Source organism: Paenibacillus phyllosphaerae (assembly GCF_014192105.1).
Classification (GTDB): domain Bacteria; phylum Bacillota; class Bacilli; order Paenibacillales; family Paenibacillaceae; genus Paenibacillus_Z; species Paenibacillus_Z phyllosphaerae.
The window spans coordinates 594,566-618,532 of the sequence record NZ_JACHXK010000002.1 but is presented as its reverse complement, the minus strand read 5'-3'; the positions used below and the strand labels follow the sequence as shown (position 1 = coordinate 618,532).

Genomic DNA, 23,967 nt, shown 5'->3' with positions numbered 1-23,967 from the left:
CTTACCCCCTATTCGTCAGCTAGCCATGTGCGGAGAAGATTAACGAACTCCTCAGGCTTGTTCTTCGCCAATGATTCGAGCTGTTTACGCATCTGATTATCGTTACCCGTCATTTCCATATCAATCGTTGCATAATCGATCTTCGTCGGTGTAATAATCTCTTCTTGAATCATCGCTTCTGCTTGAGCTTTCTTACGACGGCGGATCAACAGGAGAGCCAGACCGCCAATAATAACGAGTGCTGCTGCGCCGATACCGATTGCCATCGTCATCGAGATGCCGGACGAAGCGGAAGCATCATCAGATGCCGTGAACGTCTGAGCCATGAGCGATACTTTCTTCGCGATCAATGTATCGTCGTTAACATCCTGACCCGACTCGGCCAACTGCGAGCGTACAAGCGAAGCAAGGAATGTCGTAATCTCTGCTTTAGACTCGTCGTTCAGCTTCGATTTATCGACTGCAATGCTAATGGATAGATCTTTAATCACATAAGGGCCGGATTCGATCTGATTATTAATGCGGTTCACTTCATAGTTCGTTGTACGCGAGCTTTCTTCCGAGCTGCTCGAATCGCCAGTCGAAGACGATTGATAGGTCGGTACGTCTGTGGAACCTGTACCCGCAACACCGCCAGCGCCACTCGAACCCGTGGAAGTCGAAGAGTTCGTCTGTTCGCTTACGATAATACCGTTATTGTTGTTGTTCTCAAGCGGTGTGACTAAGGACTCATCCGTCTTCTTCTTGTCGAAATTAAACGAACTCGTTACGCTGACAACCAGGCTATCCATACCTACGATAGGGCTTAAGAACTGCTGAATGTTACGTTTCAAGTCGTTCTCGTATTTCTTTTGAATCTGAAAATGAGTTTCAACCGTCATCGAGCTGTCGCCCGTACCGCCAACTTCGTTCGAAGCCGTCAGTTCGCCTTCTGCGCTGGAGATCGTAATGTTCTCAACCGCTAGCTTAGGCACTGCTGTCTTAACGAGGTTATAGTAGCCATCCACTTCTTTTTGCGTCGGACGGTAACCAGATTTGAACGTAATCATGATCGACGCAGAGGCTTGTTCCTCATCTTCAGTCGACAAAAAAGCACTTTCTTCAGGCAAGTTCACGAGGACGTTAGACTTCTGAACACCTTGCATGCCATTAAGAAGTCGTTGGATCTCACCGTTCAAAGCACTGCGATATTTGACATCAAATTCACGGTCAGTCGAGCCGAATGGAGAAGAACCTGTGCTAAAAGCCTCAAATCCAATCGAACCATTCTGAACTAGTCCTTGTGAACCAGCTTCAACCTTTACTTTTTCAGCATTCGCTGCAGGAACGAGAATGTTTTTGCCGCCGTTAGCTAGTTCGTAAGGAATACCACTGGAATCCAAGTATTCCATAACCGCTGCTGCGTCAGTCGTATCTAAATCCTGAAACGCTAGCTCATATTGGGTCTTAGAGAACACCATCGTGAGCAAAACGATCGAGATAATAAGCACACCTGTCGTTGCGCCAAGCCAGATCTTCTGTTTTTTGCCCATCCCTGTCCAATACTGAGCGACCTTAGCCCTATACTGGTTGAATGTTTCGTTCACGATTTCACCTCACTTTGAATTGTGCTTCTAGTTAAGAGATGCCGCACAATTACAGCTGCATCCGCATGATTTCTTGGTAAGCCTCAACCACCTTATTGCGGACTTGTGAAGTAAGCGATAAGCTCAGTTCTGCTTGGGACGATGCAATCATAACTTGTGATATATCAGCTTGTCCAACCATATATTTATCCGTTACTGCGTGAACATTCTTCTCTTGGTTACTTACGTTATTGATGGCATTCTGTAGGAAATCGCCGAAGGTTTGCGTCATTTCTGCCGGCGTTTTATCTTTCATCTCTGTCTTTTGCAGACTTTGAATGGTTTTAACCGAATTTAATGCGGTTGTTGGTTGAATCACGGGTTATCCCTCCACGCTAGTTAGTTTCTCTCTGTTGTTACTTGCCGATTTCCAATGCTTTCGAGAACATCGCTTTCGTTGTATTCAATGCCGTAACGTTCGCTTCATAAGAACGCGAAGCCGTGATCATGTCGACCATCTCTTTGGCAATATCGACATTCGGCATTTGAACATAGCCATTAGCGTCAGCATCCGGGTTCGTGGGATCATAAACTTGCTTAAATGGCGATTGATCTTCGACAATCTTCGACACCTTCACGCCAGAAGAAGTCCCACCGTTCATCTTACCGTTCAGCACATCTGCGAACGATTGTTGCGTCGGCTCCAGTACAACCATCTTACGTGCATAAGGGACATACTGTCCATTAACAAATTTAGCTCGCGTTGTCTCGGCATTGGCAATATTGGATGAAATAACGTCCATTCTTAGGCGTTGTGCAGTTAGTGCAGAAGCGCTAACATCGAAGCCATTCGTGATTCTCATGGATTACGCACCTCCGGTAATTGCTGTTTTCATCATCTTCACTTCATGGTTCACTTGCTGGATATAGAAGTTATAATTCAGCTGGTTCTTTGCCAGCAAAGTCATTTCTCGGTCGATATCGACATTGTTCGCATTGTTATTCATCACGGTCGATGAGTCCGTAACCACTTTAGCCTGCACATCCGTACCTGAATTCCCGATCGGAATATGCTTGGCATATGTTCGACGTCCGCTTAACTGTGCGGAGTTCCCCATGCTTTGCTCCAGCATTTCTTCGAATTGCACTTCGGATCGCTTAAAGTTCGGCGTATCACCATTCGCAATATTGTTCGAGATAACGCGCTGACGCATTTCAGATGCACTGATTGCATTTTCTAGTCGGTTGAAGCTGGCACCATTAAGTAAACTCATTGCTAGTAAACCCCGCTTTCAGTATGTTTTCTAAATGAGTCTTTTCTAATTATTCAACAGAATGTCCGACATTCCTTCTTTCTTCGACAAAACTTTCTCAAGAAAAACGAAGCTATTTGTCGATTTTCGCCGACTACATTATCTTCACGTTTTTCCTAATCCTTTACAATAAGAAAAAAGCCCTATCTTTAGGCGATAGGGCCTTGTAAATTCAACTATTTATTCTTTGTTTTTCTTCAGCTCCAGAATAAGCTGATGATTCAGGATTTTGATGTACGTTCCTTTCATCCCTAAGGACCGCGTCTCGATCACACCGGCACTTTCGAGTTTCCGTAATGCATTCACGATGACTGAACGCGTAATGCCTACACGGTCTGCAATCTTCGATGCAACCAACAATCCTTCTTTGCCTTCCAGCTCATCGAAAATATGCTCGACGGCTTCTTGTTCGCTGAACGACAGCGAACCGACAGCTACAGCAACGACAGCACGGCTGCGTGCCTCTTGCTCAATTTCTTCCGCTCGCTCACGCAGAATTTCCATCCCTACGATTGTCGAGCCATATTCGGCCAAGATGAGATCGTCGTCTCCGAATGGTTCCGAACTGCGTAGTAGTACTAATGTCCCAAGACGATCTCGACCGCCTACGATCGGTACGACTGTCATTTTCTCTTGCCCTGCCGTTGTCGGGAAGGACTCTCGTATACCAGGATCCGGAGATACATTCGTTACCGTTTCTTGCATATGCATAAAGCGTTCATTGGTGTCTACCGGAAAACGAAGTTCATCTATAGGCATAGCTCTGAGCTGTTCATGCTGATAAGGACCGACTGCCGCACAGCCTAACACTTTACCCCGACGGCTTACGACAAATACGTCTGCCTGTATCGTTGTGCACAGCACCTCCGCCATTTCCCGGAAATTGAGCGCCCCACCGGCTGCACGCTGCAGCAAACGGTTCAGCGTTCTAGTTTTTGCAAGTAAAATCATTTAGTAAGCCTCCTACAATCAATCCGTACATCTATAAAATATATTGACTTAAATCGCGATTCTTCGCAATGTTTCCAAGCTTTTCTCTTACATACTCCGGCGTAATCGTCAGACGCTCCAACGAAAGCTCCGGCGCTTCGAACGACAAATCCTCCAGCAACTTCTCGAGAATTGTATGTAACCTGCGAGCCCCGATATTTTCGGTATTCTTGTTCACGTCAGAGGCAATGGAGGCGAGCTCACGAATAGCGTCATCCGAAAACTCAATCTCTATACCTTCCGTCTCAAGAAGTGCCGTATATTGCTTCGTCAGCGCATTCTTCGGTTCCGTCAGAATGAGGACGAAATCATCTAGCGTCAGGCTAGTCAACTCAACCCGAATCGGGAAGCGCCCCTGCAGTTCAGGGATCAGATCCGATGGCTTCGATACGTGGAATGCGCCAGCTGCAATGAACAGAACATAGTCGGTTTTGACCGGACCATACTTAGTCACCACTGTGGAACCTTCGACGATAGGAAGAATATCACGCTGCACGCCTTCGCGGGAAACATCAGGGCCGGATCCGCCACGAGAAGGACTTGCAATTTTGTCAATTTCGTCGATAAAAATAATGCCGCTTTGCTCGGCTCTTCCGATCGATTCGGTCACTACATCGTCCATATCGATCATTTTGTTGGCTTCCTCTTGCGTAAGCGCCTTGCGCGCTTCTTTAATCGGGAGCTTGCGCTTCTTGGTCCGTTTCGGCATCAGCTGGCCGAATAGCTCCTGCATGTTCATGCCGCCTAGTCCTGCACCCTCGCCGCCTTGACCGCCCAGCATATCGAGCATGGAAGGCGTCGTATCTTCGACCTCTATCTCGATGATCTGCTGCTCCAGCTTACCGGCTTCAAGCTGCTCTTTCATCGCTCTGCGGCGCTCAACAATGGAATGATCCTGCTCAGGTTGCTCGTCATCCGTATCTTTGGTCGCTTGGCCGCCGAAAAGCATCTCGAGCGGGTTCTTCCCCGACTTTGGCTTCGATGCTGAAGGTACCAGCAACTGAACGATCCGCTCATTCGCAAGCTTCTCCGCCTTATCGCGCACTTTCTCGGTCCGTTCGGCTTTAACCATCCGAATGGCTGTCTCGACCAAATCACGAACCATGGATTCCACATCGCGGCCGACATAGCCGACTTCAGTGAACTTGGTTGCTTCTACTTTGACGAATGGCGCATTCACCAGCTTAGCCAGTCGACGGGCGATTTCGGTCTTGCCTACGCCAGTCGGTCCGATCATCAGAATATTCTTCGGCACAATCTCATCCCGAATCGCTTCATCCAGCCGGCTTCTGCGATAACGATTCCGAAGCGCTACGGCAACCGAACGCTTAGCTGACTTTTGACCAATAATATATTTATCCAATTCAGCGACAATCTGCCGCGGTGTCATTGCCTCATTACCCATGAATATCCCTCCGCTTAGCGATATTAGCGAGCGCTACTCAATCTCTTCGACGATGATGTTCCGGTTCGTAAAGACACAAATATCCGCTGCGATCTCAAGAGCCGATCTTGCCATATCTTTCGCTTCCAGATCCGTAGCATGCTGTTTCAACGCACGTGCTGCCGCCAAAGCGAAGCTGCCGCCCGATCCAATCGCCAATACGCCGTCATCCGGTTCGATAATCTCGCCGCCGCCCGAAATTAGAAGCATGCCTGTCGCATCCATTACGATCATCATCGCTTCAAGCTTCCGAAGTACTCTGTCCGAACGCCAGTCTTTGGCCAGCTCCACCGCAGCGCGCTGCAGGTTGCCATGATGCTCCTCTAACTTGCCTTCGAATTTCTCAAACAGCGAGATTGCATCCGCAACCGAACCAGCGAATCCAGCTACGACCTGACCGCGATACAGACGCCGAACTTTCTTAGCCTGGTGCTTCATCACCATGCTATTGCCGAACGTTACTTGTCCGTCACCTGCAATGGCGCCCTTCCCGTTGTGCCTTACCGCACATATTGTTGTGGCATGAAATTGCATTTCCATTGGCAACAGCCTCCCATGCTTGGATCACGAATATCGCTATATGAAAACCTATGCCTTTAAGCGGCATAAGCCTGGATTTTCAAAAAAGGAAACAGCGGCTCTTGTCAAAAAGGCTGCCGCTGTAACTATGACCTTAAGAATAAAGCTTTCTATCCTTGTATACAACCTGTACTTAATGGAAAATTAAAGGCTGAATCGGCCTACGCCAATTCCGTTTGCTTAAATTGCTCCAACCGGTCAAGCGCGCGATTGGCAATCGCCTCATTCTTTTCTTTCTTACCCTTGATCCGCTTCTCGAGGGGCGGGAACAAACCGAAGTTCGCATTCATTGGCTGGAAGTGCTTAAAGTCAGCCGTCGTAATATAATGTGCCATGCTGCCGAGCGTCGTATCCTCTGGAAGGACCAGGGGCTCTAGCCCGCGCGCTATGCGGCCTGCGTTCAAACCTGCGATCATTCCGGAAGCGGCAGATTCTACATAACCTTCAACACCGGTCATCTGACCCGCGAAGAAGAGATTGTTGTTATTCTTAAACTGATAGGTTGGCTCGAGCAGCCGCGGAGAATTGATGAACGTGTTACGGTGCATAACGCCATACCGAACAAATTCCGAATTCTCCAGGCCCGGGATAAGCGAGAATACCCGTTTCTGCTCGCCCCATTTCAGATGGGTCTGGAAGCCGACTAAGTTGTACAGCGTGCCTGCGGCGTTGTCCTGGCGCAGCTGCACGACAGCATAAGGAAGCTTACCGGTATGCGGATTGATGAGGCCGACCGGCTTCATCGGTCCGAACAATGCCGTCTGTTTGCCACGACGCATCATGACCTCGATCGGCATGCAGCCTTCGAAATATTGCTCCTTCTCGAACTCTTTCAGCGCAGCCGTCTCCGCCGTTATGATGGCGTCATAGAAGATATTGAATTCCTCTTCTGACATCGGGCAGTTCAGATACGCAGCTTCGCCTTTATCATAACGGGAAGCCAGATAAACCTTCGACATATCGATGGAATCCTTCTCCACGATTGGCGCCGCAGCGTCGTAGAAGTAGAAATATTCTTCGCCAAGCAATGCCTGAATTTGTTTGGAAAGGCTTTCGGCCGTCAGTGGTCCGGTGGCGATCACGACGATGCCGTCTGTCGGGATCTCCTTCACTTCTTCCGTCAGCACCGTAACGAGCGGATGCTCTTTCAACAGTCTTGTGACATCGCCGGAAAAGCCGTCACGGTCTACGGCTAGCGCGCCGCCTGCCGGCACGGCATTGCGGTCCGCGCAATCCATAATGAGCGAGTTCATCCGGCGCATCTCTTCCTTCAGGACGCCTACGGCGTTCTGAAGGCCGTTAGCCCGCAGACTGTTGCTGCATACCAGCTCTGCAAAATTGTTCGTGTGGTGTGCCGGAGTTTTCGTCTCCGGACGCATTTCGTATAAAGTGACGGGAACGCCTTGCGAAGCGATCTGCCATGCAGCTTCACTGCCTGCAAGACCTGCTCCGATAACCGTCACGCGTTGATGTTCAGACAATCCATTTACCTACCTTTCATCGACCAAAACGGGTAAATCCATTAGCGCGGTGACGCGGATGTTAGCCCTGTTCTGACTCCTCTACCAATTCTTCGCTGTAATCGCACTGGGTGCATAGATGTTTGGCTCCTTGCCGGTTCCGCTTCTCGACCAGTAGGCCACTGCAGGACGGACAAGGTTTGCTGACCGGCTTATCCCAAGATACGTAGTCACAGCCGGGATACTGATCGCACCCGTAGAAGACTCTGCCCTTTTTGCTCCTGCGCTCGATAATTTTGCCTTCTGCGCATTTCGGACAAGGGACGCCGATATCTTTGACGATCGGCTTCGTATTCCGGCAGTCTGGGAAACCCGAGCAAGCTAAGAACTTACCGAAACGTCCCATCTTGTACACCATATGTTGGCCGCACTTCTCGCATGTCTCATCCGAGATTTCATCCTGGATTTCGATCTCTTTCATCTCATCCTCAGCGACTTCAAGCCGCTTCTCGAAAGATTCATAGAATGTGCTCAGTACTTGAACCCAGTTCTCGGTGCCTTCCTCGACATGGTCGAGATCGCCTTCCATATGCGCCGTAAATTCGGTGTCGAGAATCTCGGGGAAGAACTCCTCCATCAGTTGGATGACCAGATCGCCCAGTTCAGTCGGGATGAACTTCTTCTCCTCGATCGCAACATAACCGCGCTTCTGGATCGTTTCCAGCGTTGGCGCATACGTACTTGGACGGCCAATGCCCACTTCTTCCATTGTGCGTACGAGCCGTGCCTCGGTATACCGCGGCGGCGGCTGCGTGAAATGCTGCTTCGGATCGATAGCCTCAGGGACTGCTTCATTGCCGACGGCCAGCGGCGGAAGGAACTTCTCTTCCTCGGTTGTTCCGTCGTCATTGCCTTCGACGTAAATCTTCATAAACCCGTGAAACTTGACTTTCGATCCCGCCGCACGGAACGTAGCCGCGCCGACCAACAGATCGACCGTCATCGTGTCGAGAACCGCAGAAGCCATTTGACTGGCAACAAAGCGTTCCCATACGAGTTTGTACAGCCGGAACTGATCGCGGCTCAGAAACTCTTTGACCGTCTCCGGATCGCGATAGACCGAGGTAGGCCGGATCGCTTCATGGGCGTCTTGCGCATTGCTGTTCTTCTTCGTATACACACGCGGCTGCTCCGGATTGTAGGCAGCGCCGTACTTCTCTTCTATGTAGCCCTTCGCTTCTTCTTGGGCAACCGGCGAGATACGGGTCGAATCGGTACGCATATACGTGATAAGACCGACTGTGCCCTCTTTGCCTAAGTCAACGCCTTCATACAGCTGCTGTGCGACAGACATCGTCTTGGACGCTCGGAATCCGAGCTTACGCGCGGCCTCCTGCTGAAGAGAACTTGTGATGAATGGAGGCGCAGGATTACGCAGCCGTTCCTTCTCTCTGACATCGGTTACCTTGAAGCTGCCGCTGCCCATCGCTTTCAGTACTTCCTGAACCTCGGCTTCGCTAGACAGTTCCCTCTTCTCGCCGTTCATTCCGTAGAATTTGGCTTCGAAGTTGGACTTCCCATGCTTCAGCTGAGCCGTAATGGTCCAATATTCCTCCGGCACGAAAGCATCGATCTCGTTCTCGCGATCAATAATGAGCTTAACCGCAACCGATTGAACGCGGCCGGCGGACAGTCCCTTCTTGACCTTCTTCCACAAGAGCGGGCTGATCTTGTAACCGACGAGACGATCGAGGATTCGCCGCGCTTGCTGAGCGTTCACCAGATCCATATTGATGGGACGTGGCGACTTGAACGCATCCTTAACCGCTTGCTTCGTAATTTCGTTGAAGACGACCCGGCACTGATCTGTCTCATCAAGCTCCAAATAATGTGCCAAGTGCCATGCTATCGCTTCACCTTCGCGATCCGGGTCAGCTGCAAGATAGACTTTCTTCACTTTCTTGCTTGCATCCTTCAGTTCTTTCAGGACGCTGCCTTTACCGCGAATAGTAATATATTTAGGATTAAAATCCTTTTCAACCTCGACGCCGATCTGGCTCTTCGGCAAATCGCGAATATGGCCCATTGAAGCCTTGACGATATATTTGCTGCCAAGGTATTTGCCAATCGTCTTTGCTTTTGCCGGTGACTCGACAATAACGAGTGAATCCGCCGCCATATAGCGTCCTCCTCTCCAAAAGCTGCTACGTTACACTGTATAATGAACCCGGATGTTGTTCAATCTTACGTTTTATAGATAAATTTATCAGAACTGCGTGCAAAAGTCCAAACGGGTACCGTGACAGCTCGTGCAGCTCGTCCGTTGTACGCGGCTGATCCTGCAGCAGGTCATAGATAAACGTCTCTTCTTCCGTCATGTTCTCCGCTGCCTGTTGCTCCTTATCCGGAGTCAAACGGACAGCCCTTTCGGCTAAACTTTCTACCAGCCAGCCAAACTCTTCGATGATATGCTCCGCATCCGTCACCAGCTTAGCGCCATGCTCGCGAATCAGCTTATTCGTGCCCGCGCTCTTCGGCGACGAGATCGTCCCCGGTACGGCGAATACTTCACGGTTCATATCCAGTGCCTGATTCGCCGTAATGAGCGAACCACTGCGTTCCGCAGCCTCGATCACGAGCGTTCCGATTGAGATCCCTGCAATAATTCGATTGCGAAGCGGAAAATGCCCAGGATGGAACGGTCTGCCTAGCGGAAGCTCGGACAGGATGAGCCCATTCTCTCGAATATCTGCGTAAATATCGCGATTCTGCGGGGGATAGATTACGTCTACCGGCGTGCCTAGAACGGCAATCGTCGCTTTGGACGCCTTTAGAGCGCCTTCATGCGCTATCCTGTCGATTCCAAGCGCCATGCCGCTCGATATGACGAGTCCCTTAGCAGCAAGCCCATACGACAAATCCAAGGCCGCCTTACGGCCATAAGCCGTTGGCCCTCGCGTGCCGACCACAGCAATACTCGGACCCTGCAGCAATTCCGTCCGGCCAATCGCATACAACACCCAAGGCGGTTGTGGAATCTGCTTAAGAAGGTGCGGATATTCACTATCAAGTGGTGTAAGAACGGAGATGCCAAGCCTGTTCATTTGCTCTCTGCGCTGATCGAAATCAACACTGCGGAACATTGCTGCCGCAGCCTTCGCCTGCTCTGGACGAAAGCCGACCGTCAGCCAGGCTTCTGCCTCATATCGAGGATAAGCTATCCAATCGCCGACATCAAAAGCTTTACGGATCGCATGCCAACCAATACCTGCTGTTTCGTGAAGAGTAACCAGGATTTCTTTCATTAACGCGATGTCTTTCTTCATTAATAAACACGTCCTTTTCCAAGGGCGTGCCTGACATCCTTCCCCTATTGTGCTTGACACGGAAAGAGAATGCAAGCGACTGACCCTAATTCGATGATTTTTCTTTAAAAGGAGGGAATAAAAAAGCAACCTTCCGTTCCCATTACGGGAAAACGAAAGGTTGCTTACCTTTATCTAACAGCTTATTCGAATGTAGGAACGCTTAGTGCGTTTTGCACTTCTCGAGCAGACCCTGCTCTTCAAGCACGGAAACCAGCGTCGAGCCCATTTCCGACGGCGTTGGAGAAACTTTGATGCCGCAAGCTTCCAGCGTTGCGATTTTCTCAGCCGCCGTACCTTTGCCACCGGAGATGATAGCGCCGGCATGTCCCATACGTTTGCCTGGAGGCGCTGTTGCGCCGCCGATGAAGCCTACTACCGGCTTCTTCATGTTCGCTTTGACCCACTCAGCAGCTTCTTCCTCTGCCGAACCGCCGATCTCGCCGATCATGATAACCGCATAAGTGTCCGGATCGTCATTGAACATGCTCAGAATGTCGATGAACTCCGATCCTTTAACCGGGTCGCCGCCGATACCTACCGCGGACGATTGGCCGATGCCGCGCGTAGTGAGCTGGTGAACAGCCTCATACGTCAACGTTCCGCTGCGGGAAACGACGCCTACATGGCCTTTCGTGTGAATGTATCCTGGCATAATGCCGATTTTGCATTCGCCTGGCGTGATTACGCCTGGGCAGTTAGGTCCGATCAGGCGTGTTTTCTTGCCTTCCATGTAACGGCTAACTTTGACCATATCCAGAACCGGGATACCCTCTGTGATACAAATAACGAGGTCCAGTTCAGCGTCAACCGCTTCCATGATCGCATCCGCTGCGAATGCAGGCGGAACGTAAATAACGGACGCCGTAGCGCCAGTGTTCGCAACTGCTTCTACAACAGTGTTGAATACTGGAAGGGATACCGTTTCGCCATTCTCCAGCGCGATGTCAACGGTCGTGCCGCCTTTGCCCGGCGAAGTACCGCCGACCATTTGTGTACCGTAATCAAGAGCGCCTTTAGCATGGAACAATGCTGTTTTGCCCGTGATGCCTTGCGTAATGACCTTTGTATCTTTTCCTACTAGAATACTCATTTGAAGACTCACATCCCCTATATGAATTCGTATGCCGATTATGTGTGATGCTCCGAGCGTGCTAAGCGATTATTGCACGAGTGCAACGATCTTCTGAGCACCATCCGCCATAGAGTCAGCGGCAACGATGTTCAGTCCGGATTCATTGAGCAGCTTCTTGCCGAGGTCTACGTTCGTGCCTTCGAGGCGAACGACGAGCGGACGATCCAGACCAAGCTCTTTCGCAGCAGCGATAACGCCTTCTGCAATAACGTCGCAACGCATGATGCCGCCGAAGATGTTAACGAAGATGCCTTTCACTTTCTCATCGGAGAGAATGATCTTGAACGCTTCGGTAACTTTCTCCTTCGTTGCACCGCCGCCTACGTCGAGGAAGTTGGCAGGGTCGCCGCCATAATATTTAATAATGTCCATCGTCGCCATCGCCAGGCCCGCGCCATTAACCATACAGCCGATGTTGCCGTCAAGCGCGATGTAGCTCAGGTCGAACTTGGACGCTTCGATTTCCTTTGCGTCTTCTTCGTCCAGGTCACGCAGCGCCAGAATATCTTTGTGGCGGTACAGTGCGTTGGAATCGAAGTTGAGCTTCGCGTCAAGTGCCATTACGTTGCCGTCGCCAGTGACGACGAGCGGGTTGATCTCCGCGATGGAGCAGTCCTTGTCCACGAATGCTGCATAAAGAGCAAGCATGAAGCTAGCCGCTTTGTTCACGAGCTCGCTTGGGATGTTGATCGCGAACGCCAACTTGCGCGCTTGGAAAGGAAGCAGGCCTACAGCCGGATCTACCACTTCTTTAATGATTTTCTCAGGGCTATGAGCAGCTACTTCTTCGATCTCCGTGCCGCCCTCTTCGGAAGCCATCATGACGACGCGGCCAGTACCGCGGTCAACGACGACGCCGACATAATATTCTTTCTTGATGTCGCAGCCTTGCTCGATAAGCAGGCGCTTCACTTCTTTGCCTTCAGGACCTGTTTGGTGCGTTACGAGCGTCTTGCCGAGGATTTCGGTTGCGTATGCGCGAACCTCGTCCAAGTTCTTGGCAACTTTAACGCCGCCCGCTTTGCCGCGACCGCCGGCATGGATTTGCGCTTTGACGACAACAACTTGTGTGCCTAGCGCTTCTGCTGCTGCAACCGCTTCATCAACTGTGAATGCAACTTTACCATCTGGTACAGATACACCATACTGTTTCAGTACTTCTTTTCCTTGATACTCATGGATATTCATTGAGAAAATCCTCCTGTCCGCAGTCAAAATACTACGTATGTACACACAAAAAACCTTCACTATTGTAACATACATCCGTCTTTGCTTTCCTTATTTTTCGCTCCAAGAAACTGCGTTATTTTGATATGGATTTCATCTCAATTTGAGATGAGACCCTATCGATCATGCACGGATGCATGGCTTTACCTCATCTTCGGGCTAGAGTTGAACTTTGGTCAGCCAAAGATCAGTATAACCGTTCCTTACCCAAAATATAGATAAGCAAGTATGATTCGAAGCATTGACATCTGCACCCGTCAAGGACTAATATGGTGAAAAATAGACAAGTACGGATATGTAAGGAAGCACCTTCGTCCATAAGACGAGAGGTGCTTTTTGTCATGTTTATCACACTATACAGCGGCAGTGTTTACGGGGTCGAAGGCAAGAATATCGCGGTAGAAGCCGATATCGCAAGCGGCCTGCCTCAAGTATCGATTGTGGGTCTGCCCGATCCCGCTGTCAGGGAATCCGTCGAGCGTGTACGGGCTGCCATTAAGAACTGCGGTTTCAAGTTTCCGCTTGACCGCATTACGATTAATCTCGCGCCAGCCGATTTCCGCAAGGAAGGTACGGCCTTTGACCTGGCCATTGCCTCGGCTATTCTTGCTGCGAGCGAGCAACTCAGCAGCGCTCCGTTCCAAGGGGCTTTGGTGTTAGGCGAGCTTGCGCTGGGAGGCGAGATTCGCGCCGTTCCCGGCGTTTTGCCCATGGTCGAGAAAGCTAAGCGGTCCGGTCTGCACCGGGTGCTGCTGCCTTTGAGCAATGCGCAGGAAGCTTCCTTCATCGAAGGAATGGAGTTGTTTGCGGTCACTCACTTAAGCCAGCTTGGCAAATGCGAGAAGAGCGGGCAAGGCTGGGAGTTGCTACGTTATGACCCAAGCGCTCATGCTGATGGTTCGGACGAGTTTTTGGCTGCCTCGCACGAGGACTTCGGAGACGTGCTCGGTCAGCATCATGCCAAGCGTGCCTTGCTCATCGCAGCAGCCGGCTCGCACAATGTCATCTTCAGCGGCCCTCCAGGGACTGGGAAGACGATGCTCGCCAGACGGCTGCCCGGCATCATGCCTCCATTGGAAGAGGAAGAAGCCTTGCAGGTAACCAAAATATACAGCTCGGCCGGGAAGCTTCCGCAAGGCGTATCTTCGCTGCTTCGGGTACGTCCGTTTCGGACGCCTCATCACACGATCTCGGCCGCAGGACTCATCGGCGGCGGCTCAATCCCGCGGCCCGGCGAGGTTACGCTCGCGCACCGCGGCGTCCTGTTCCTGGATGAGCTGCCCGAATTCTCCCGGAATGCCCTTGAAGTATTGCGGCAGCCGCTGGAAGACCGCGAAGTGACGATTGCCCGCTCCAGAGCCGTGTTCCGGTTTCCTGCCAGTTTTCTGCTTGCCTGCTCCATGAATCCGTGCCCGTGCGGATATCTTGGACATGAGACGGACACGCAGCGCTGCACGTGCAGCGAAGTTCAAATCGCGCGCTACCGCGCCAAAATCTCCGGCCCGCTGCTTGACCGGATTGATATGCATATCGAGGTAGCGCGGCCGCTCTCAACCGAAGGGCTCCAGCCCGGGATGAATTCCTCCCAGATGCGGGAAACCGTGCAGCAAGCTCATCAGATTCGTCTGGAGCGTGAACGCCGGCTTGGCCGTCCGCTCTCTACGCTCGCAGGAGCCTCTTTGCTTCAAGTTACATTACGCACCCCAGCAGCCGACCAGTTGCTCAAAATGGCATTCGATACGCTCGGCGTTAGTTTACGCGCCCATGACCGCATTCTTAAGCTAGCCCGCACCGTTGCCGATTTGGAAAGCTGTGACGCGGTCGATGCCTCCCATATCGCGGAAGCGATCGGCTATCGCAGTTTGGATCGCAAACTGCACGCATTGTAGGAAACCACGAAGAGCCTCGCGATGTACTGTCATCCGAGGCTCTTCGCCATGGCTCAAAATGCGCCAGAAATATGTTTCGATTCGATGATGTCGTTCGTCAAGCGATCGATCATAAACGCCATGACATCAAAACGTATGCTCATGTCCCCATAACCGTAGGTCCTAAGATAAATTTCCGCAATCGATCGAACCTGCCGCTGCTTCCGCCAGTCAACCGACTCGACGGCCATGCCGAACCGTCCGCCTGACGTTCTTGTCCTCACTTCGACAAAGACGAGTACGCCTTCGTTCGCAGCAACGATATCAATCTCGCCGCTTCTGCACCGCCAATTGCGATGCAAGATCGTGTAGCCTGCCTCCAGCAGCAATTGGACGCCTTGCTCCTCGCCGAACTGGCCGGTTAATCGTCTCGTATCTGTCCGTCGCCCATTCGTATTCGTCATCTTCCCATCTTCCCTGCCCGCTTGTCTGAACGATAGACGAAGCTAAGCACTTCCGCGACAAGCATGTAGAGCTCCGGCGGAATTTCCTGATTCAGATCAAGCTTGGAGAGCACCTCGACGAGCGACTTATCCTCCTGAATAGGGACACCGTTATCCGAAGCTTTCTCGACAATCGCATCGGCCATTCTGCCGCTTCCCTTGGCAATGACTTTCGGGGCCGTTCCCTCACCGGGCTCATACTTGAGCGCAACAGCCTTTTTGGCCGGCGATTGCGCCTCCTTACCATTGTTCTGCTGAGGCCGATGATTCCTGCTGCTCATATTCGATAATCCACCCCTTTATACGGACGAGAGGTATACGCCGATTGCACCGGGGACGGCGCCGCTGCCGCTGTTTCCTGTTGGCCGGACAAAGCCAGCCGATCCGGCATTGGGGTTGCTTTGAGCGTGAGCAGCTGATACCCTGCCTGCTTCAGCGCTTCCGTCACTTCGGAACGGGATGACTCCAGCAATTCTTCGATCGCCGGATGATCGTTCCACAGCTTCAGGCTGACAATTTTGTCCACAACCTGAACATCCACGATCGTATCGCCCAACGACTTCATACGCAGATCAAACATGAGATGACAGTTGTCGGCATCAAGTTCTCCCTTGCGCCCGCGTCTCGTCTGGATATGCACCGAAGCCGTCTGATCGCCATTCGGGCTTTTGAGCGGGATAAACAAGGTCACATGGGTAAAAGGAGAACCGTTCCGCTCCGGCGACAGAAGCAGCTGTTGCCCGGTAATTTGCTGCACAAGCTGCTGCGCCGAATCTTTGAGGGCAGCCGGAACATCGTCGCTGCTTGCAATCGTGAGCAGCAGGCTTTTCATGCTGTCGGTCGCGTTAGGCAGATCTTGCGCTTTCGCTGCCGCACCGGCAAGATCTGCCTGTCCAGTCATTCCTGTAACTGCAAGCCGATCCTGCATAACGGGCATCCCCTGACGTTCGATACCATGCGCCGTAAAGGCCTCTTTGGGCTTGCCCTCAGTTGTCTGAGTTGCTTCCGGCGCCTCTCCCTCAGGTGCAACAGATACAGATTCGCCCTCTTCCACCGGCCTGTTCTGCTGCGCGTCTTGAAGCACAGATTGCGCCAGCAGTCGCTCATGATCAACGCCCAGCCATTTCAATAGGCCGCCTACCATATTCGCCTGCGCCTTACTGCCCGCTGTCTGCTCTGCATGTTCCGTCGGTTCAGCGGAATCCGCGTCAGACGCTAAGGTCTTCGGCGGTGCCTCCTGCGCCTCTTGCTTCACTGATTTGATTGATTGCCCAGCCGTAGCCGTTACGTCTTCCTCTACAACTGCTGCGGACGTCTGTGCAACCCCTGATGACGGTGCATCATCCGCCAATACATCGGCTTGCATCAAATCCGCTCCTTCTGCCAGGAGCGCTTGAAGCCGGGTCGCGGCTTGCTGAGCTGTTGAAAGCGCAGGCTTCGTCGCCGTTTTGTCCGTCGGATTACCAGCTCCCTGCGAATCGTCAGAGGACATCCCGGATGCCTCTAGCTCGCCTTGCCACTTGCCTAGCTCCTGCTCTAACGTTTGCAGCAACTGGTGAACGGGCGGCCCTGACAAAGCCTGCCTCAGCGCTCCTACGGTCGCCTCCGTCACGGGAAGGCCTCGCTTCACGGCAACAGCCGTAGCTTGCATCCACGTCTTGCTATCCGCCGCTGGCGGCTTAGCCTCGGCAGCTTGCTGGAATTGGCTGCTTAGGGCTTTGGTCAATGTCATACCGTCGCGTTTCAAGTCGCGGATGAGCTCTCCTGCCCATTTTTGCTGGTCAGGCAAGGCCAATGCTTTCGCCCATTCCTTCACGCTTTCTTCCGTCAACTGCGCCATATTGGCATCCACCGTCTTCATGACCAGTTGGCCATTCTCGGACTGAGGCTGCACCTGAAGCAATGTTGATTGTCCCGGTGTCAGCGTTGTCTCGAGCTTGGCTCTTACCTGCGTCCCATTGATCTGAATGACGGCTTGCTGATCCTCCGACAAGGAAACAATAACGCCGCGAACCACTTGACCGACCTTAAGCTCCAGCGCTTTGCTGTCCGAGCTTTGCGCGTCTCCCATCATTCCGCGCATGACCTGTCCGATATTCATATTCCGTCCACTCCTTAGTAAGGCGCACGCGCGCGTCCAGCTTGCATGACCTGACATCATCGCCATGCAGGTCCAGCCCTTACCAGACTCTTTTATTACTAGTATCGGCATCTTCCGATTTCCCGTTAACCTCTTGGCGCAAACTTTTCGTCGCAATCTGCACAAATTTAAAAAGCCGGTCAGATTCGTCCTTATGCGGTTCTTCCGCAAGACGCTCCGTCCGGCCCATATACGCCTATAGAGTTGTTTCTTCTTCGAAGAGCTCCATCTGCTCTAGTTCGGCAAAAATCTTGCCCAGAAACGATTTGCGATGAAGCGGGCTTGCCCCGTACTCGAGCAGACGCTCGCGATGTACCTTCGTCGCATAGCCCTTGTGAACGGCTATGCCGTATTCCGGATAAAGCGCGTCCCATTCTCCCGTACACAGGCGATCACGCGTCACCTTCGCGATGATCGATGCGGCCGCAATCGATTGGCTTAACGCATCGCCTTTAATAATCGCAAGCTGAGGAATATCCAGATCCACTTTCTCGGCATCGACGAGCAGATAACCAGGTTGCACTTCGAGCGTCTCCACAGATATCTTCATGGCGAGCCTTGCGGCCTGCTTGATGTTGATTTCATCGATCTTCGCTGCATCTACCCGCGCAACAGACCAAGCGAGCGCCGCCTCGGTAATCTCCCAATACAGCTTCTCACGTTTCTTCTCCGACAGCTTCTTGGAATCGTTGATCCCTTCAAGCTCGAGTTCTTCAGGCAGGATGACAGCTGCCGCCACCACGTCGCCAAATAAACAACCGCGGCCGACTTCGTCGATGCCCGCGATAAACCGGTGCCCCTGCTCCCACAGCGGGCGTTCGTAGGTAAGCATTCCGCGTCTCTCCCGTTTACGCGGCTTTCGCCCGTATTCTCGAATTGAAAACGTGAGTGCTGCCGTCGGATGATATCCCCTAGTACCCTTCCGGCGCTTCAAGCGACAGTCTGCCTAACTTGCCTGCACGAAGCTCACGTAAAATAATGCCAGACGTCTTCTCTAAATCCACTCGTCCGCCGCTAATGAGACATCCCCGCTTGCGGCCGATATCTTCCATAACCCGTACGATCTCGTCTGCATTCTCCAGATCCGAAGGCGGATTGTCGATCCCGAACCGCTCGGCCATCATCGGCCAATAACGCTCAACAAGCACCTTGACCGCGAAGAAAGCCACATCCTCGATATTCAGGATCTGCTCCTTAATCGCGCCTGTCATCGCAAGCTTCATGCCGACGAGCTGATCCTCGAATTTCGGCCATAGAATACCAGGCGTATCGAGCAGCTCCATCTCCGTGCCGACCTTAATCCACTGCTGCCCCTTCGTCACGCCAGGCCGATCACCAGTCGCTGCAATATTGCGGCCAGCGAGGCGATTCGTCAAGGTGGATTTGCCGACGTTCGGAATGCCGACGATTAACGCCCGAACGGCGCGCGGATTCATGCCCTTAGCAATCTGGCGAGCAATCTTCTCATGCAAGATTTGCTTGGCAGCTGCAGGTACCTCCCCAACGCGTGTACCTGTGGACGAATCGAGCGCCAAGCTCGCATGCCCTTCCTTCGCAAAAGCAGCCATCCATTGCTCGGTGGTCCGTGGATCGGCCAGATCGCTCTTGTTCAGAATGATCAATCTTGGCTTACCCAACAGGATCTCATCGATCATCGGATTGCGGCTAGCGGCGGGAACCCGCGCATCAAGCAGCTCGATCGCGATATCGATCAACTTTAACTTATCTTGAATTTGTCTCCGGGCCCTTGTCATATGGCCTGGAAACCATTGAATCGTCATGCTGCCTGTCACCTCATCCGTGTTTAACCAAACTCACTTTATCGAACGGCCAGAAAATAAAATCCGCACGGCCGATAATCAGATCATCCGAAACGTATCCGATCATCCGGCTGTCCTTGCTGTTGCGGCGGTTATCGCCAAAAGCAAGCACCGTGCCTTCAGGTACAACATCCTCGGTTACGTCCGCATTCGGGAAGTTAGGACCGGTATTGTTGAAGATTTCCCCGTTGGCTTTTGCCGCAGCAATCGATTCCGCCAAATATGGCTCGTCTACTTTCTCGCCGTTTATGTATAGATCGTCGCCTTCCAATTTCACTTTGTCGCCAGGAACGCCAATGACGCGTTTAATGAAATCGCGGCCTTCGTCCGGCACTTCGAACACAATGACTTCACCGTGCTTCGGAGCCCGGATATCATAGATAATTTTGTTAACGATCAGACGCTCGCCCGTATAGAAATTAGGTTGCATGGATTCTCCCTCGACGATGAAAGGAGCAAACAAAAACCAACGGATCACGAACACGAGCAGCGCAGCGATCGCAAGCGCCTTTACCCATTCGCCGATTTCCTTCTGCGCTCGGCTTCCCTTCTCCTGCTTCTGCTGGGCGGGCTGCACCGTATCGTTATCGCTGTCGGCAGCATGTTCCACATGATCGTCTACAGGTTCCTGTGAATCGATGCCATTCTCGTTCTTGCCAGTCTGTTGATCCATTTGTTCCCCTCCATTGCTGACCCTATTGTTCTCAATGAATAAGAAAAAGGAGACTTACTATGCGCAAGCCCCCCTCTTGTCGTTCATTAGCGAATCTCTTTAATTCTCGCAGCTTTACCGCGCAGGTTACGAAGGTAGTACAGCTTCGCACGACGGACTTTACCGCGACGAGCCACTTCGATCTTCTCCAGCTTCGGCGAATGTACTGGGAAAGTTCTTTCCACACCTACACCGTACGAAATTTTACGAACTGTAAAAGTTTCGCTGATGCCGCCGCCGCGACGTTTGATAACAACGCCTTCGAACAACTGGATACGTTCACGGGAACCCTCGATAACTTTAACGTGTACCTTGAGTGTGTCTCCCGGACGGAAGTTTGGCAGATCTGTACGCAATTGCTCTTGCGTAATTGCTTGTACGATATTCATCTTAGAATCACTCCTTCCACCATAGACGTTCATATCAGCTACCCAAGTTCCTCTGAACCGGATCATCACTGTCTAGCGGACCGTCCGACTATTACAAAAAGCAACATTTGAAATATTATCATACACGAGCGAAAAATGCAAAGCTTATTTTTCACTTCGCTGCTGATTTAGCCATACACGTTCTTTATCGCTCAATTCCGCGTTCTCCAGAAGGTCTGGACGCCGCTTCAATGTCCGCAAGAGCGATTGTTCCCGTCTCCACGCTTCAACCTTCGCATGATGACCCGACATGAGCACCTCAGGGACTTCCCAGCCTCTGAATACGGCAGGGCGCGTATAGTGAGGATGTTCAATCAGCCCCGTGCTGAACGAATCGGTCACGGCGGACGTCTCGTTGCCGAGCACGCCAGGCAGCAGCCTTGCCACGCTGTCGATCACGACCATAGCCGGCAATTCGCCTCCGGTGAGCACGTAGTCTCCGATCGAGATCTCATCCGTGACAAGGTGCTCCCGAATCCGTTCATCATAACCTTCATAATGACCGCACACAAAAATGAGATGCGGCTCCTTGGCGAGTTCCTCCGCTTTGCGCTGGCTGAACGTTTCACCCTGCGGGCACATCAGGATCACGCGAGGTTTACCGGCCTGTTCCGTCACCAAATCCTCTACAGCTGCGAAGAGCGGCTCTGGCTTCAGCACCATTCCGCCCCCGCCGCCGTAGGGATAGTCATCTACTGTGTTATGCTTATTGTTCGCGTAATCGCGGAAATTGACCGCGTTCAGGCCGACAATGCCTTTGTCACGGGCTTTACCGAGAATGCTCGACCCAAATACTCCGGCGAACATCTCGGGGAACAGCGTCAGTACATCGATCCTCACGCCTAGATCAGCCCTTCCATCAGATGGACCGTGACAAGTTTGTCCTTCACGTCTACGTTCAGGACAACCTCATCAATGACAGGGATAAGCAACTGCTTCCCTTTAGTCGGCTGGATGACCCAGACATCGTTGGCCCCGGGGCTTAGGATCTCGGTAATCGTACCAAGCTCTTGCCCTTCGTCCGTCACTACGCGGCAGCCGATAATCTCGTAATGGTAATACTCGCCTTCATCCAGTTCTCCAAGGTTCTCCTTGGATACTTTAATGACCCAGCCCTTATATTTCTCAACTTCGTTAATATTAGTGTAGCCAACTAACCGGATGATAAACATCCCTTTGTGTTCACGGGCACTGGCGATTTCGATCGTCAGCTGCTGATTCGTCTCCGGATGTTCGATGACAAGCTTGTTTCCTTCGGCGAAGCGCTCCTCCGCGAAGTGCGTTTGCGAAACAACCTTTAATTCACCGCGAATCCCATGTGTGTTCACAATCTTGCCTACGTTCAACCATTCTTGTTCCTTCATTACATCAAGCCCCCTATCCAATGCCTTGCTGAACAGCGAAATAGGGCTAGGATAAGGATCCTAACCCTACTTCGATGTACGATCGCTATGAAATAATATCGACCATGACGCGCTTATCCGACTTAACAGCCGCCGAGGAAACAACTGTTCGGAGCGCCTTAGCAATCCGCCCCTGCTTTCCGATCACCTTGCCGACATCGCCGGGATGAACGGAAAGCTGGTAGACGGTGCCGCGATCGTCCTCTTTCACGTCGACACGCACGTCCTCGGGGTGATCCACAAGAGCCTTCGCTATGACAAGAACTAATTCTTTCATCTCGCGGCCTCCGCTTAAGAAATATTACTTCTGAAGCTTGGATTCATGGAACTTTTTCAGAACGCCTGCTTGGGAAAGCAAGTTGCGAGCTGTATCGGAAGCTTGCGCTCCGTTGTTCAGCCATTTCAGTGCTTTCTCTTCGTCGATCGTTACTTGAGCCGGTTGTGCAACCGGGTTGTAAGTACCGATTTCTTCGATAAAGCGACCGTCACGCGGGGAACGGGAGTCGGATACGACTACGCGATAGTAAGGCGCTTTGTGTGCACCCATACGTTTCAGACGAATACGTACTGCCATGTGTTTCACCTCCTTACAAGAATAGACTTCTTCTATCTTAGAACGGGAATTTCATCCCTTTACCAAGCATGCCTTTCAAGCCCTTCATACCTTTCATGCCGCCCTTAGGACCTTTCGGGCCTTTAGGACCCATCATGGAGGAGAATTGCTTCATCATCTTCCGCATATCATCGAACTGCTTGATGAGGCGGTTCACTTCGGCGATAGACGTGCCGCTGCCGGCAGCAATGCGCTTACGGCGGGAATGGTTAATGATTTCAGGCTGACGCTTCTCTTCCTTGGTCATCGATTTGACAATCGCTTCGACCCGTCCGATCTGCTTCTCGTCCACCTTGATATTCTTCATATCCTTCATCTTGCCCATGCCAGGAAGCATATCCATCAATTGATCCAGCGGACCGAGATTACGAACCTGCTCCATCTGCTCGAGGAAATCCTCGAACGTGAATTCGGCTGTCCGCATCTTGCGTTCCATCTCGGCTGCCTTCTCGGCATCGATGCCCGTTTGCGCCTTCTCGATGAGAGAGAGCATATCGCCCATCCCGAGAATTCGGGACGCCATCCGGCTCGGATGGAACGGCTCCAACGGCTCAATCTTCTCGCCCGTAGCGACAAACTTAATCGGACAACCCGTAACAGCTTTAACCGACAATGCCGCACCGCCGCGCGTATCGCCATCAAGCTTGGTCAGAATGACGCCGGTAAGCTCAAGCTGATTGTGGAAGCTCTGCGCTACATTGACAGCCTCTTGACCGGTCATCGCATCGACGACTAGCAGCACTTCATCCGGTTGGGTCACTTCGTGTACCTGACGGAGCTCTTCCATGAGCGCTTCGTCGATATGAAGTCGTCCCGCCGTATCGACGATGACATAATCATTGCCGTTGTCTTTCGCGTGTTGCATCGCAGCGCGAGCGATATCGACCGGTGCAGTCTGGTCTCCCATCGTGAATACCGGTGCGCCGATCTGTTCGCCGAGTACCTGGAGCTGCTTAATGGCAGCCGGGCGATAAATATCGCACGCGACCAGCAGCGGACGATGCTTGTCCTTCTGCAGCATCTTGGCGAGCTTGGCTGTCGATGTCGTCTTACCCGCACCTTGCAGACCAGCCATCAAGATAACGGTCGGAGGCTTGTTGGATTTGGCGAGCTTACTATGCGTCCCGCCCATTAGTTCGGTCAGTTCTTTATTGACGATATCGATGACGACCATGCCCGGCGTGAAGCTCTTCACCACTTCTGCGCCGACCGCCTGTTCCTTCACCTTCGTAATAAAGTCTTTGACGACCTTAAAGTTGACGTCGGCTTCGAGCAGGGCCAGGCGCACCTCGCGCATCGCTTCATTGACATCTTCTTCGCTCAGCTTGCCTTTGCCGCGCAGCTTGCCGAACACGTTCTGCAGCCTGCTTGTCAATCCTTCAAACGCCATGACGTCACCTCA

25 protein-coding genes are annotated in these 23,967 nt (G+C 52.0%); 1 reads left to right on the top strand and 24 read right to left on the bottom strand.

Features of this window, described 5'->3' with window-relative positions; translation table 11 throughout:
* Nucleotides 1–8 precede the first annotated feature (8 nt).
* The 12 genes from fliF to sucC all read right to left on the bottom strand — a co-directional run bounded on the left by fliF (nt 9) and on the right by sucC (nt 13,039).
* Complete coding sequence (gene fliF / locus FHS18_RS07065; protein WP_183598384.1) at nt 9–1,586, bottom strand: flagellar basal-body MS-ring/collar protein FliF; 1,578 nt, start codon at nt 1,584–1,586, stop codon at nt 9–11.
* Nucleotides 1,587–1,635: 49 nt separating this feature from the next.
* Complete coding sequence (fliE, locus tag FHS18_RS07060; protein WP_183598382.1) at nt 1,636–1,944, bottom strand: flagellar hook-basal body complex protein FliE; 309 nt, start codon at nt 1,942–1,944, stop codon at nt 1,636–1,638.
* Between the two features lie 37 nt (nt 1,945–1,981).
* Nucleotides 1,982–2,428, bottom strand: coding sequence for a flagellar basal body rod protein FlgC (flgC, locus tag FHS18_RS07055; protein WP_183598380.1), 447 nt, complete (start codon nt 2,426–2,428; stop codon nt 1,982–1,984).
* Nucleotides 2,429–2,431: 3 nt separating this feature from the next.
* Entirely contained in the window at nt 2,432–2,839 is a 408-nt protein-coding gene (gene flgB, locus FHS18_RS07050; RefSeq protein ID WP_183598377.1) for a flagellar basal body rod protein FlgB, read from the bottom strand.
* A gap of 219 nt (nt 2,840–3,058) precedes the next feature.
* Entirely contained in the window at nt 3,059–3,829 is a 771-nt protein-coding gene (codY, locus tag FHS18_RS07045; RefSeq protein WP_183598375.1) for a GTP-sensing pleiotropic transcriptional regulator CodY, read from the bottom strand.
* 31 nt (nt 3,830–3,860) lie between these two features.
* On the bottom strand, nt 3,861–5,273 hold the full coding sequence (gene hslU / locus FHS18_RS07040; protein ID WP_183598373.1) for an ATP-dependent protease ATPase subunit HslU: 1,413 nt from the start codon (nt 5,271–5,273) through the stop codon (nt 3,861–3,863).
* A 33-nt stretch (nt 5,274–5,306) separates the two neighbouring features.
* The gene (hslV, locus tag FHS18_RS07035) at nt 5,307–5,852 is read right to left on the bottom strand and encodes an ATP-dependent protease subunit HslV (RefSeq protein ID WP_183598371.1); all 546 of its coding nucleotides are present in this window, start codon (nt 5,850–5,852) and stop codon (nt 5,307–5,309) included.
* 200 nt (nt 5,853–6,052) lie between these two features.
* Nucleotides 6,053–7,372 (bottom strand): FADH(2)-oxidizing methylenetetrahydrofolate--tRNA-(uracil(54)-C(5))-methyltransferase TrmFO, encoded by a 1,320-nt coding sequence (trmFO, locus tag FHS18_RS07030; RefSeq protein ID WP_183598369.1) that lies wholly within the window; start codon nt 7,370–7,372, stop codon nt 6,053–6,055.
* 61 nt (nt 7,373–7,433) lie between these two features.
* Entirely contained in the window at nt 7,434–9,530 is a 2,097-nt protein-coding gene (topA, locus tag FHS18_RS07025; RefSeq protein WP_183598367.1) for a type I DNA topoisomerase, read from the bottom strand.
* A 25-nt stretch (nt 9,531–9,555) separates the two neighbouring features.
* Nucleotides 9,556–10,677: a DNA-processing protein DprA gene (gene dprA, locus FHS18_RS07020; RefSeq protein WP_183598365.1), complete on the bottom strand. Its 1,122-nt coding sequence runs from the start codon at nt 10,675–10,677 to the stop codon at nt 9,556–9,558.
* Between the two features lie 202 nt (nt 10,678–10,879).
* Nucleotides 10,880–11,809: a succinate--CoA ligase subunit alpha gene (sucD, locus tag FHS18_RS07015; RefSeq protein ID WP_183598363.1), complete on the bottom strand. Its 930-nt coding sequence runs from the start codon at nt 11,807–11,809 to the stop codon at nt 10,880–10,882.
* A gap of 69 nt (nt 11,810–11,878) precedes the next feature.
* Complete coding sequence (gene sucC / locus FHS18_RS07010) at nt 11,879–13,039, bottom strand: ADP-forming succinate--CoA ligase subunit beta (RefSeq protein WP_183598361.1); 1,161 nt, start codon at nt 13,037–13,039, stop codon at nt 11,879–11,881.
* A 380-nt stretch (nt 13,040–13,419) separates the two neighbouring features.
* Between sucC and FHS18_RS07005 the strand changes: the two genes are divergently transcribed.
* The gene (locus tag FHS18_RS07005; protein ID WP_183598359.1) at nt 13,420–14,967 is read left to right on the top strand and encodes a YifB family Mg chelatase-like AAA ATPase; all 1,548 of its coding nucleotides are present in this window, start codon (nt 13,420–13,422) and stop codon (nt 14,965–14,967) included.
* A 53-nt stretch (nt 14,968–15,020) separates the two neighbouring features.
* On the opposite strand, the gene FHS18_RS07000 is transcribed toward FHS18_RS07005, so the two are convergent.
* From FHS18_RS07000 to ffh, 12 genes are all read right to left on the bottom strand, one after another.
* A complete protein-coding gene (locus FHS18_RS07000) occupies nt 15,021–15,410 on the bottom strand; it encodes a YraN family protein (protein ID WP_183598357.1) in 390 nt (129 codons plus the stop codon).
* Entirely contained in the window at nt 15,407–15,730 is a 324-nt protein-coding gene (locus FHS18_RS06995; RefSeq protein WP_183598355.1) for an EscU/YscU/HrcU family type III secretion system export apparatus switch protein, read from the bottom strand. The genes FHS18_RS07000 and FHS18_RS06995 overlap by 4 nt, the downstream gene beginning before the upstream one ends.
* On the bottom strand, nt 15,727–17,550 hold the full coding sequence (locus FHS18_RS06990) for a hypothetical protein (protein ID WP_183598353.1): 1,824 nt from the start codon (nt 17,548–17,550) through the stop codon (nt 15,727–15,729). The genes FHS18_RS06995 and FHS18_RS06990 overlap by 4 nt, the downstream gene beginning before the upstream one ends.
* A gap of 235 nt (nt 17,551–17,785) precedes the next feature.
* Complete coding sequence (locus FHS18_RS06985; protein ID WP_343060447.1) at nt 17,786–18,466, bottom strand: ribonuclease HII; 681 nt, start codon at nt 18,464–18,466, stop codon at nt 17,786–17,788.
* Between the two features lie 34 nt (nt 18,467–18,500).
* Nucleotides 18,501–19,370, bottom strand: a complete 870-nt coding sequence (gene ylqF / locus FHS18_RS06980) for a ribosome biogenesis GTPase YlqF (protein ID WP_183598349.1) — start codon at nt 19,368–19,370, stop codon at nt 18,501–18,503.
* 13 nt (nt 19,371–19,383) lie between these two features.
* Nucleotides 19,384–20,082, bottom strand: coding sequence for a signal peptidase I (gene lepB / locus FHS18_RS06975; RefSeq protein ID WP_183598347.1), 699 nt, complete (start codon nt 20,080–20,082; stop codon nt 19,384–19,386).
* A gap of 86 nt (nt 20,083–20,168) precedes the next feature.
* The gene (rplS, locus tag FHS18_RS06970; RefSeq protein ID WP_183598345.1) at nt 20,169–20,510 is read right to left on the bottom strand and encodes a 50S ribosomal protein L19; all 342 of its coding nucleotides are present in this window, start codon (nt 20,508–20,510) and stop codon (nt 20,169–20,171) included.
* Between the two features lie 144 nt (nt 20,511–20,654).
* Entirely contained in the window at nt 20,655–21,389 is a 735-nt protein-coding gene (trmD, locus tag FHS18_RS06965; protein WP_183598343.1) for a tRNA (guanosine(37)-N1)-methyltransferase TrmD, read from the bottom strand.
* 2 nt (nt 21,390–21,391) lie between these two features.
* Nucleotides 21,392–21,913 (bottom strand): ribosome maturation factor RimM, encoded by a 522-nt coding sequence (rimM, locus tag FHS18_RS06960; RefSeq protein WP_183598341.1) that lies wholly within the window; start codon nt 21,911–21,913, stop codon nt 21,392–21,394.
* Nucleotides 21,914–21,998: 85 nt separating this feature from the next.
* Nucleotides 21,999–22,229 carry a KH domain-containing protein gene (locus FHS18_RS06955; protein ID WP_183598339.1) on the bottom strand — a complete coding sequence of 77 codons (231 nt, stop codon included), beginning with the start codon at nt 22,227–22,229 and terminating at the stop codon, nt 21,999–22,001.
* Between the two features lie 24 nt (nt 22,230–22,253).
* Nucleotides 22,254–22,526: a 30S ribosomal protein S16 gene (gene rpsP, locus FHS18_RS06950; RefSeq protein WP_183598337.1), complete on the bottom strand. Its 273-nt coding sequence runs from the start codon at nt 22,524–22,526 to the stop codon at nt 22,254–22,256.
* A gap of 37 nt (nt 22,527–22,563) precedes the next feature.
* The gene (gene ffh, locus FHS18_RS06945; protein WP_183598335.1) at nt 22,564–23,955 is read right to left on the bottom strand and encodes a signal recognition particle protein; all 1,392 of its coding nucleotides are present in this window, start codon (nt 23,953–23,955) and stop codon (nt 22,564–22,566) included.
* Nucleotides 23,956–23,967 lie beyond the last annotated feature (12 nt).

Bases quoted from the DNA above. Each gene is read 5' to 3' on its own strand.
- flgC (WP_183598380.1), bottom strand. From the start codon at position 2,428: ATGAGAATCACGAATGGCTTCGATGTTAGCGCTTCTGCACTAACTGCA.
- flgB (WP_183598377.1), bottom strand. From the start codon at position 2,839: ATGAGTTTACTTAATGGTGCCAGCTTCAACCGACTAGAAAATGCAATC.
- codY (WP_183598375.1), bottom strand. From the start codon at position 3,829: ATGATTTTACTTGCAAAAACTAGAACGCTGAACCGTTTGCTGCAGCGT.
- hslU (WP_183598373.1), bottom strand. From the start codon at position 5,273: ATGGGTAATGAGGCAATGACACCGCGGCAGATTGTCGCTGAATTGGAT.
- hslV (WP_183598371.1), bottom strand. From the start codon at position 5,852: ATGGAAATGCAATTTCATGCCACAACAATATGTGCGGTAAGGCACAAC.
- topA (WP_183598367.1), bottom strand. From the start codon at position 9,530: ATGGCGGCGGATTCACTCGTTATTGTCGAGTCACCGGCAAAAGCAAAG.
- dprA (WP_183598365.1), bottom strand. From the start codon at position 10,677: ATGAAGAAAGACATCGCGTTAATGAAAGAAATCCTGGTTACTCTTCAC.
- sucD (WP_183598363.1), bottom strand. From the start codon at position 11,809: ATGAGTATTCTAGTAGGAAAAGATACAAAGGTCATTACGCAAGGCATC.
- sucC (WP_183598361.1), bottom strand. From the start codon at position 13,039: ATGAATATCCATGAGTATCAAGGAAAAGAAGTACTGAAACAGTATGGT.
- FHS18_RS07005 (WP_183598359.1), top strand. From the start codon at position 13,420: ATGTTTATCACACTATACAGCGGCAGTGTTTACGGGGTCGAAGGCAAG.
- FHS18_RS07000 (WP_183598357.1), bottom strand. From the start codon at position 15,410: ATGACGAATACGAATGGGCGACGGACAGATACGAGACGATTAACCGGC.
- FHS18_RS06995 (WP_183598355.1), bottom strand. From the start codon at position 15,730: ATGAGCAGCAGGAATCATCGGCCTCAGCAGAACAATGGTAAGGAGGCG.
- FHS18_RS06990 (WP_183598353.1), bottom strand. From the start codon at position 17,550: ATGAATATCGGACAGGTCATGCGCGGAATGATGGGAGACGCGCAAAGC.
- ylqF (WP_183598349.1), bottom strand. From the start codon at position 19,370: ATGACGATTCAATGGTTTCCAGGCCATATGACAAGGGCCCGGAGACAA.
- lepB (WP_183598347.1), bottom strand. From the start codon at position 20,082: ATGGATCAACAGACTGGCAAGAACGAGAATGGCATCGATTCACAGGAA.
- rplS (WP_183598345.1), bottom strand. From the start codon at position 20,510: ATGAATATCGTACAAGCAATTACGCAAGAGCAATTGCGTACAGATCTG.
- rimM (WP_183598341.1), bottom strand. From the start codon at position 21,913: ATGAAGGAACAAGAATGGTTGAACGTAGGCAAGATTGTGAACACACAT.
- FHS18_RS06955 (WP_183598339.1), bottom strand. From the start codon at position 22,229: ATGAAAGAATTAGTTCTTGTCATAGCGAAGGCTCTTGTGGATCACCCC.
- rpsP (WP_183598337.1), bottom strand. From the start codon at position 22,526: ATGGCAGTACGTATTCGTCTGAAACGTATGGGTGCACACAAAGCGCCT.
- ffh (WP_183598335.1), bottom strand. From the start codon at position 23,955: ATGGCGTTTGAAGGATTGACAAGCAGGCTGCAGAACGTGTTCGGCAAG.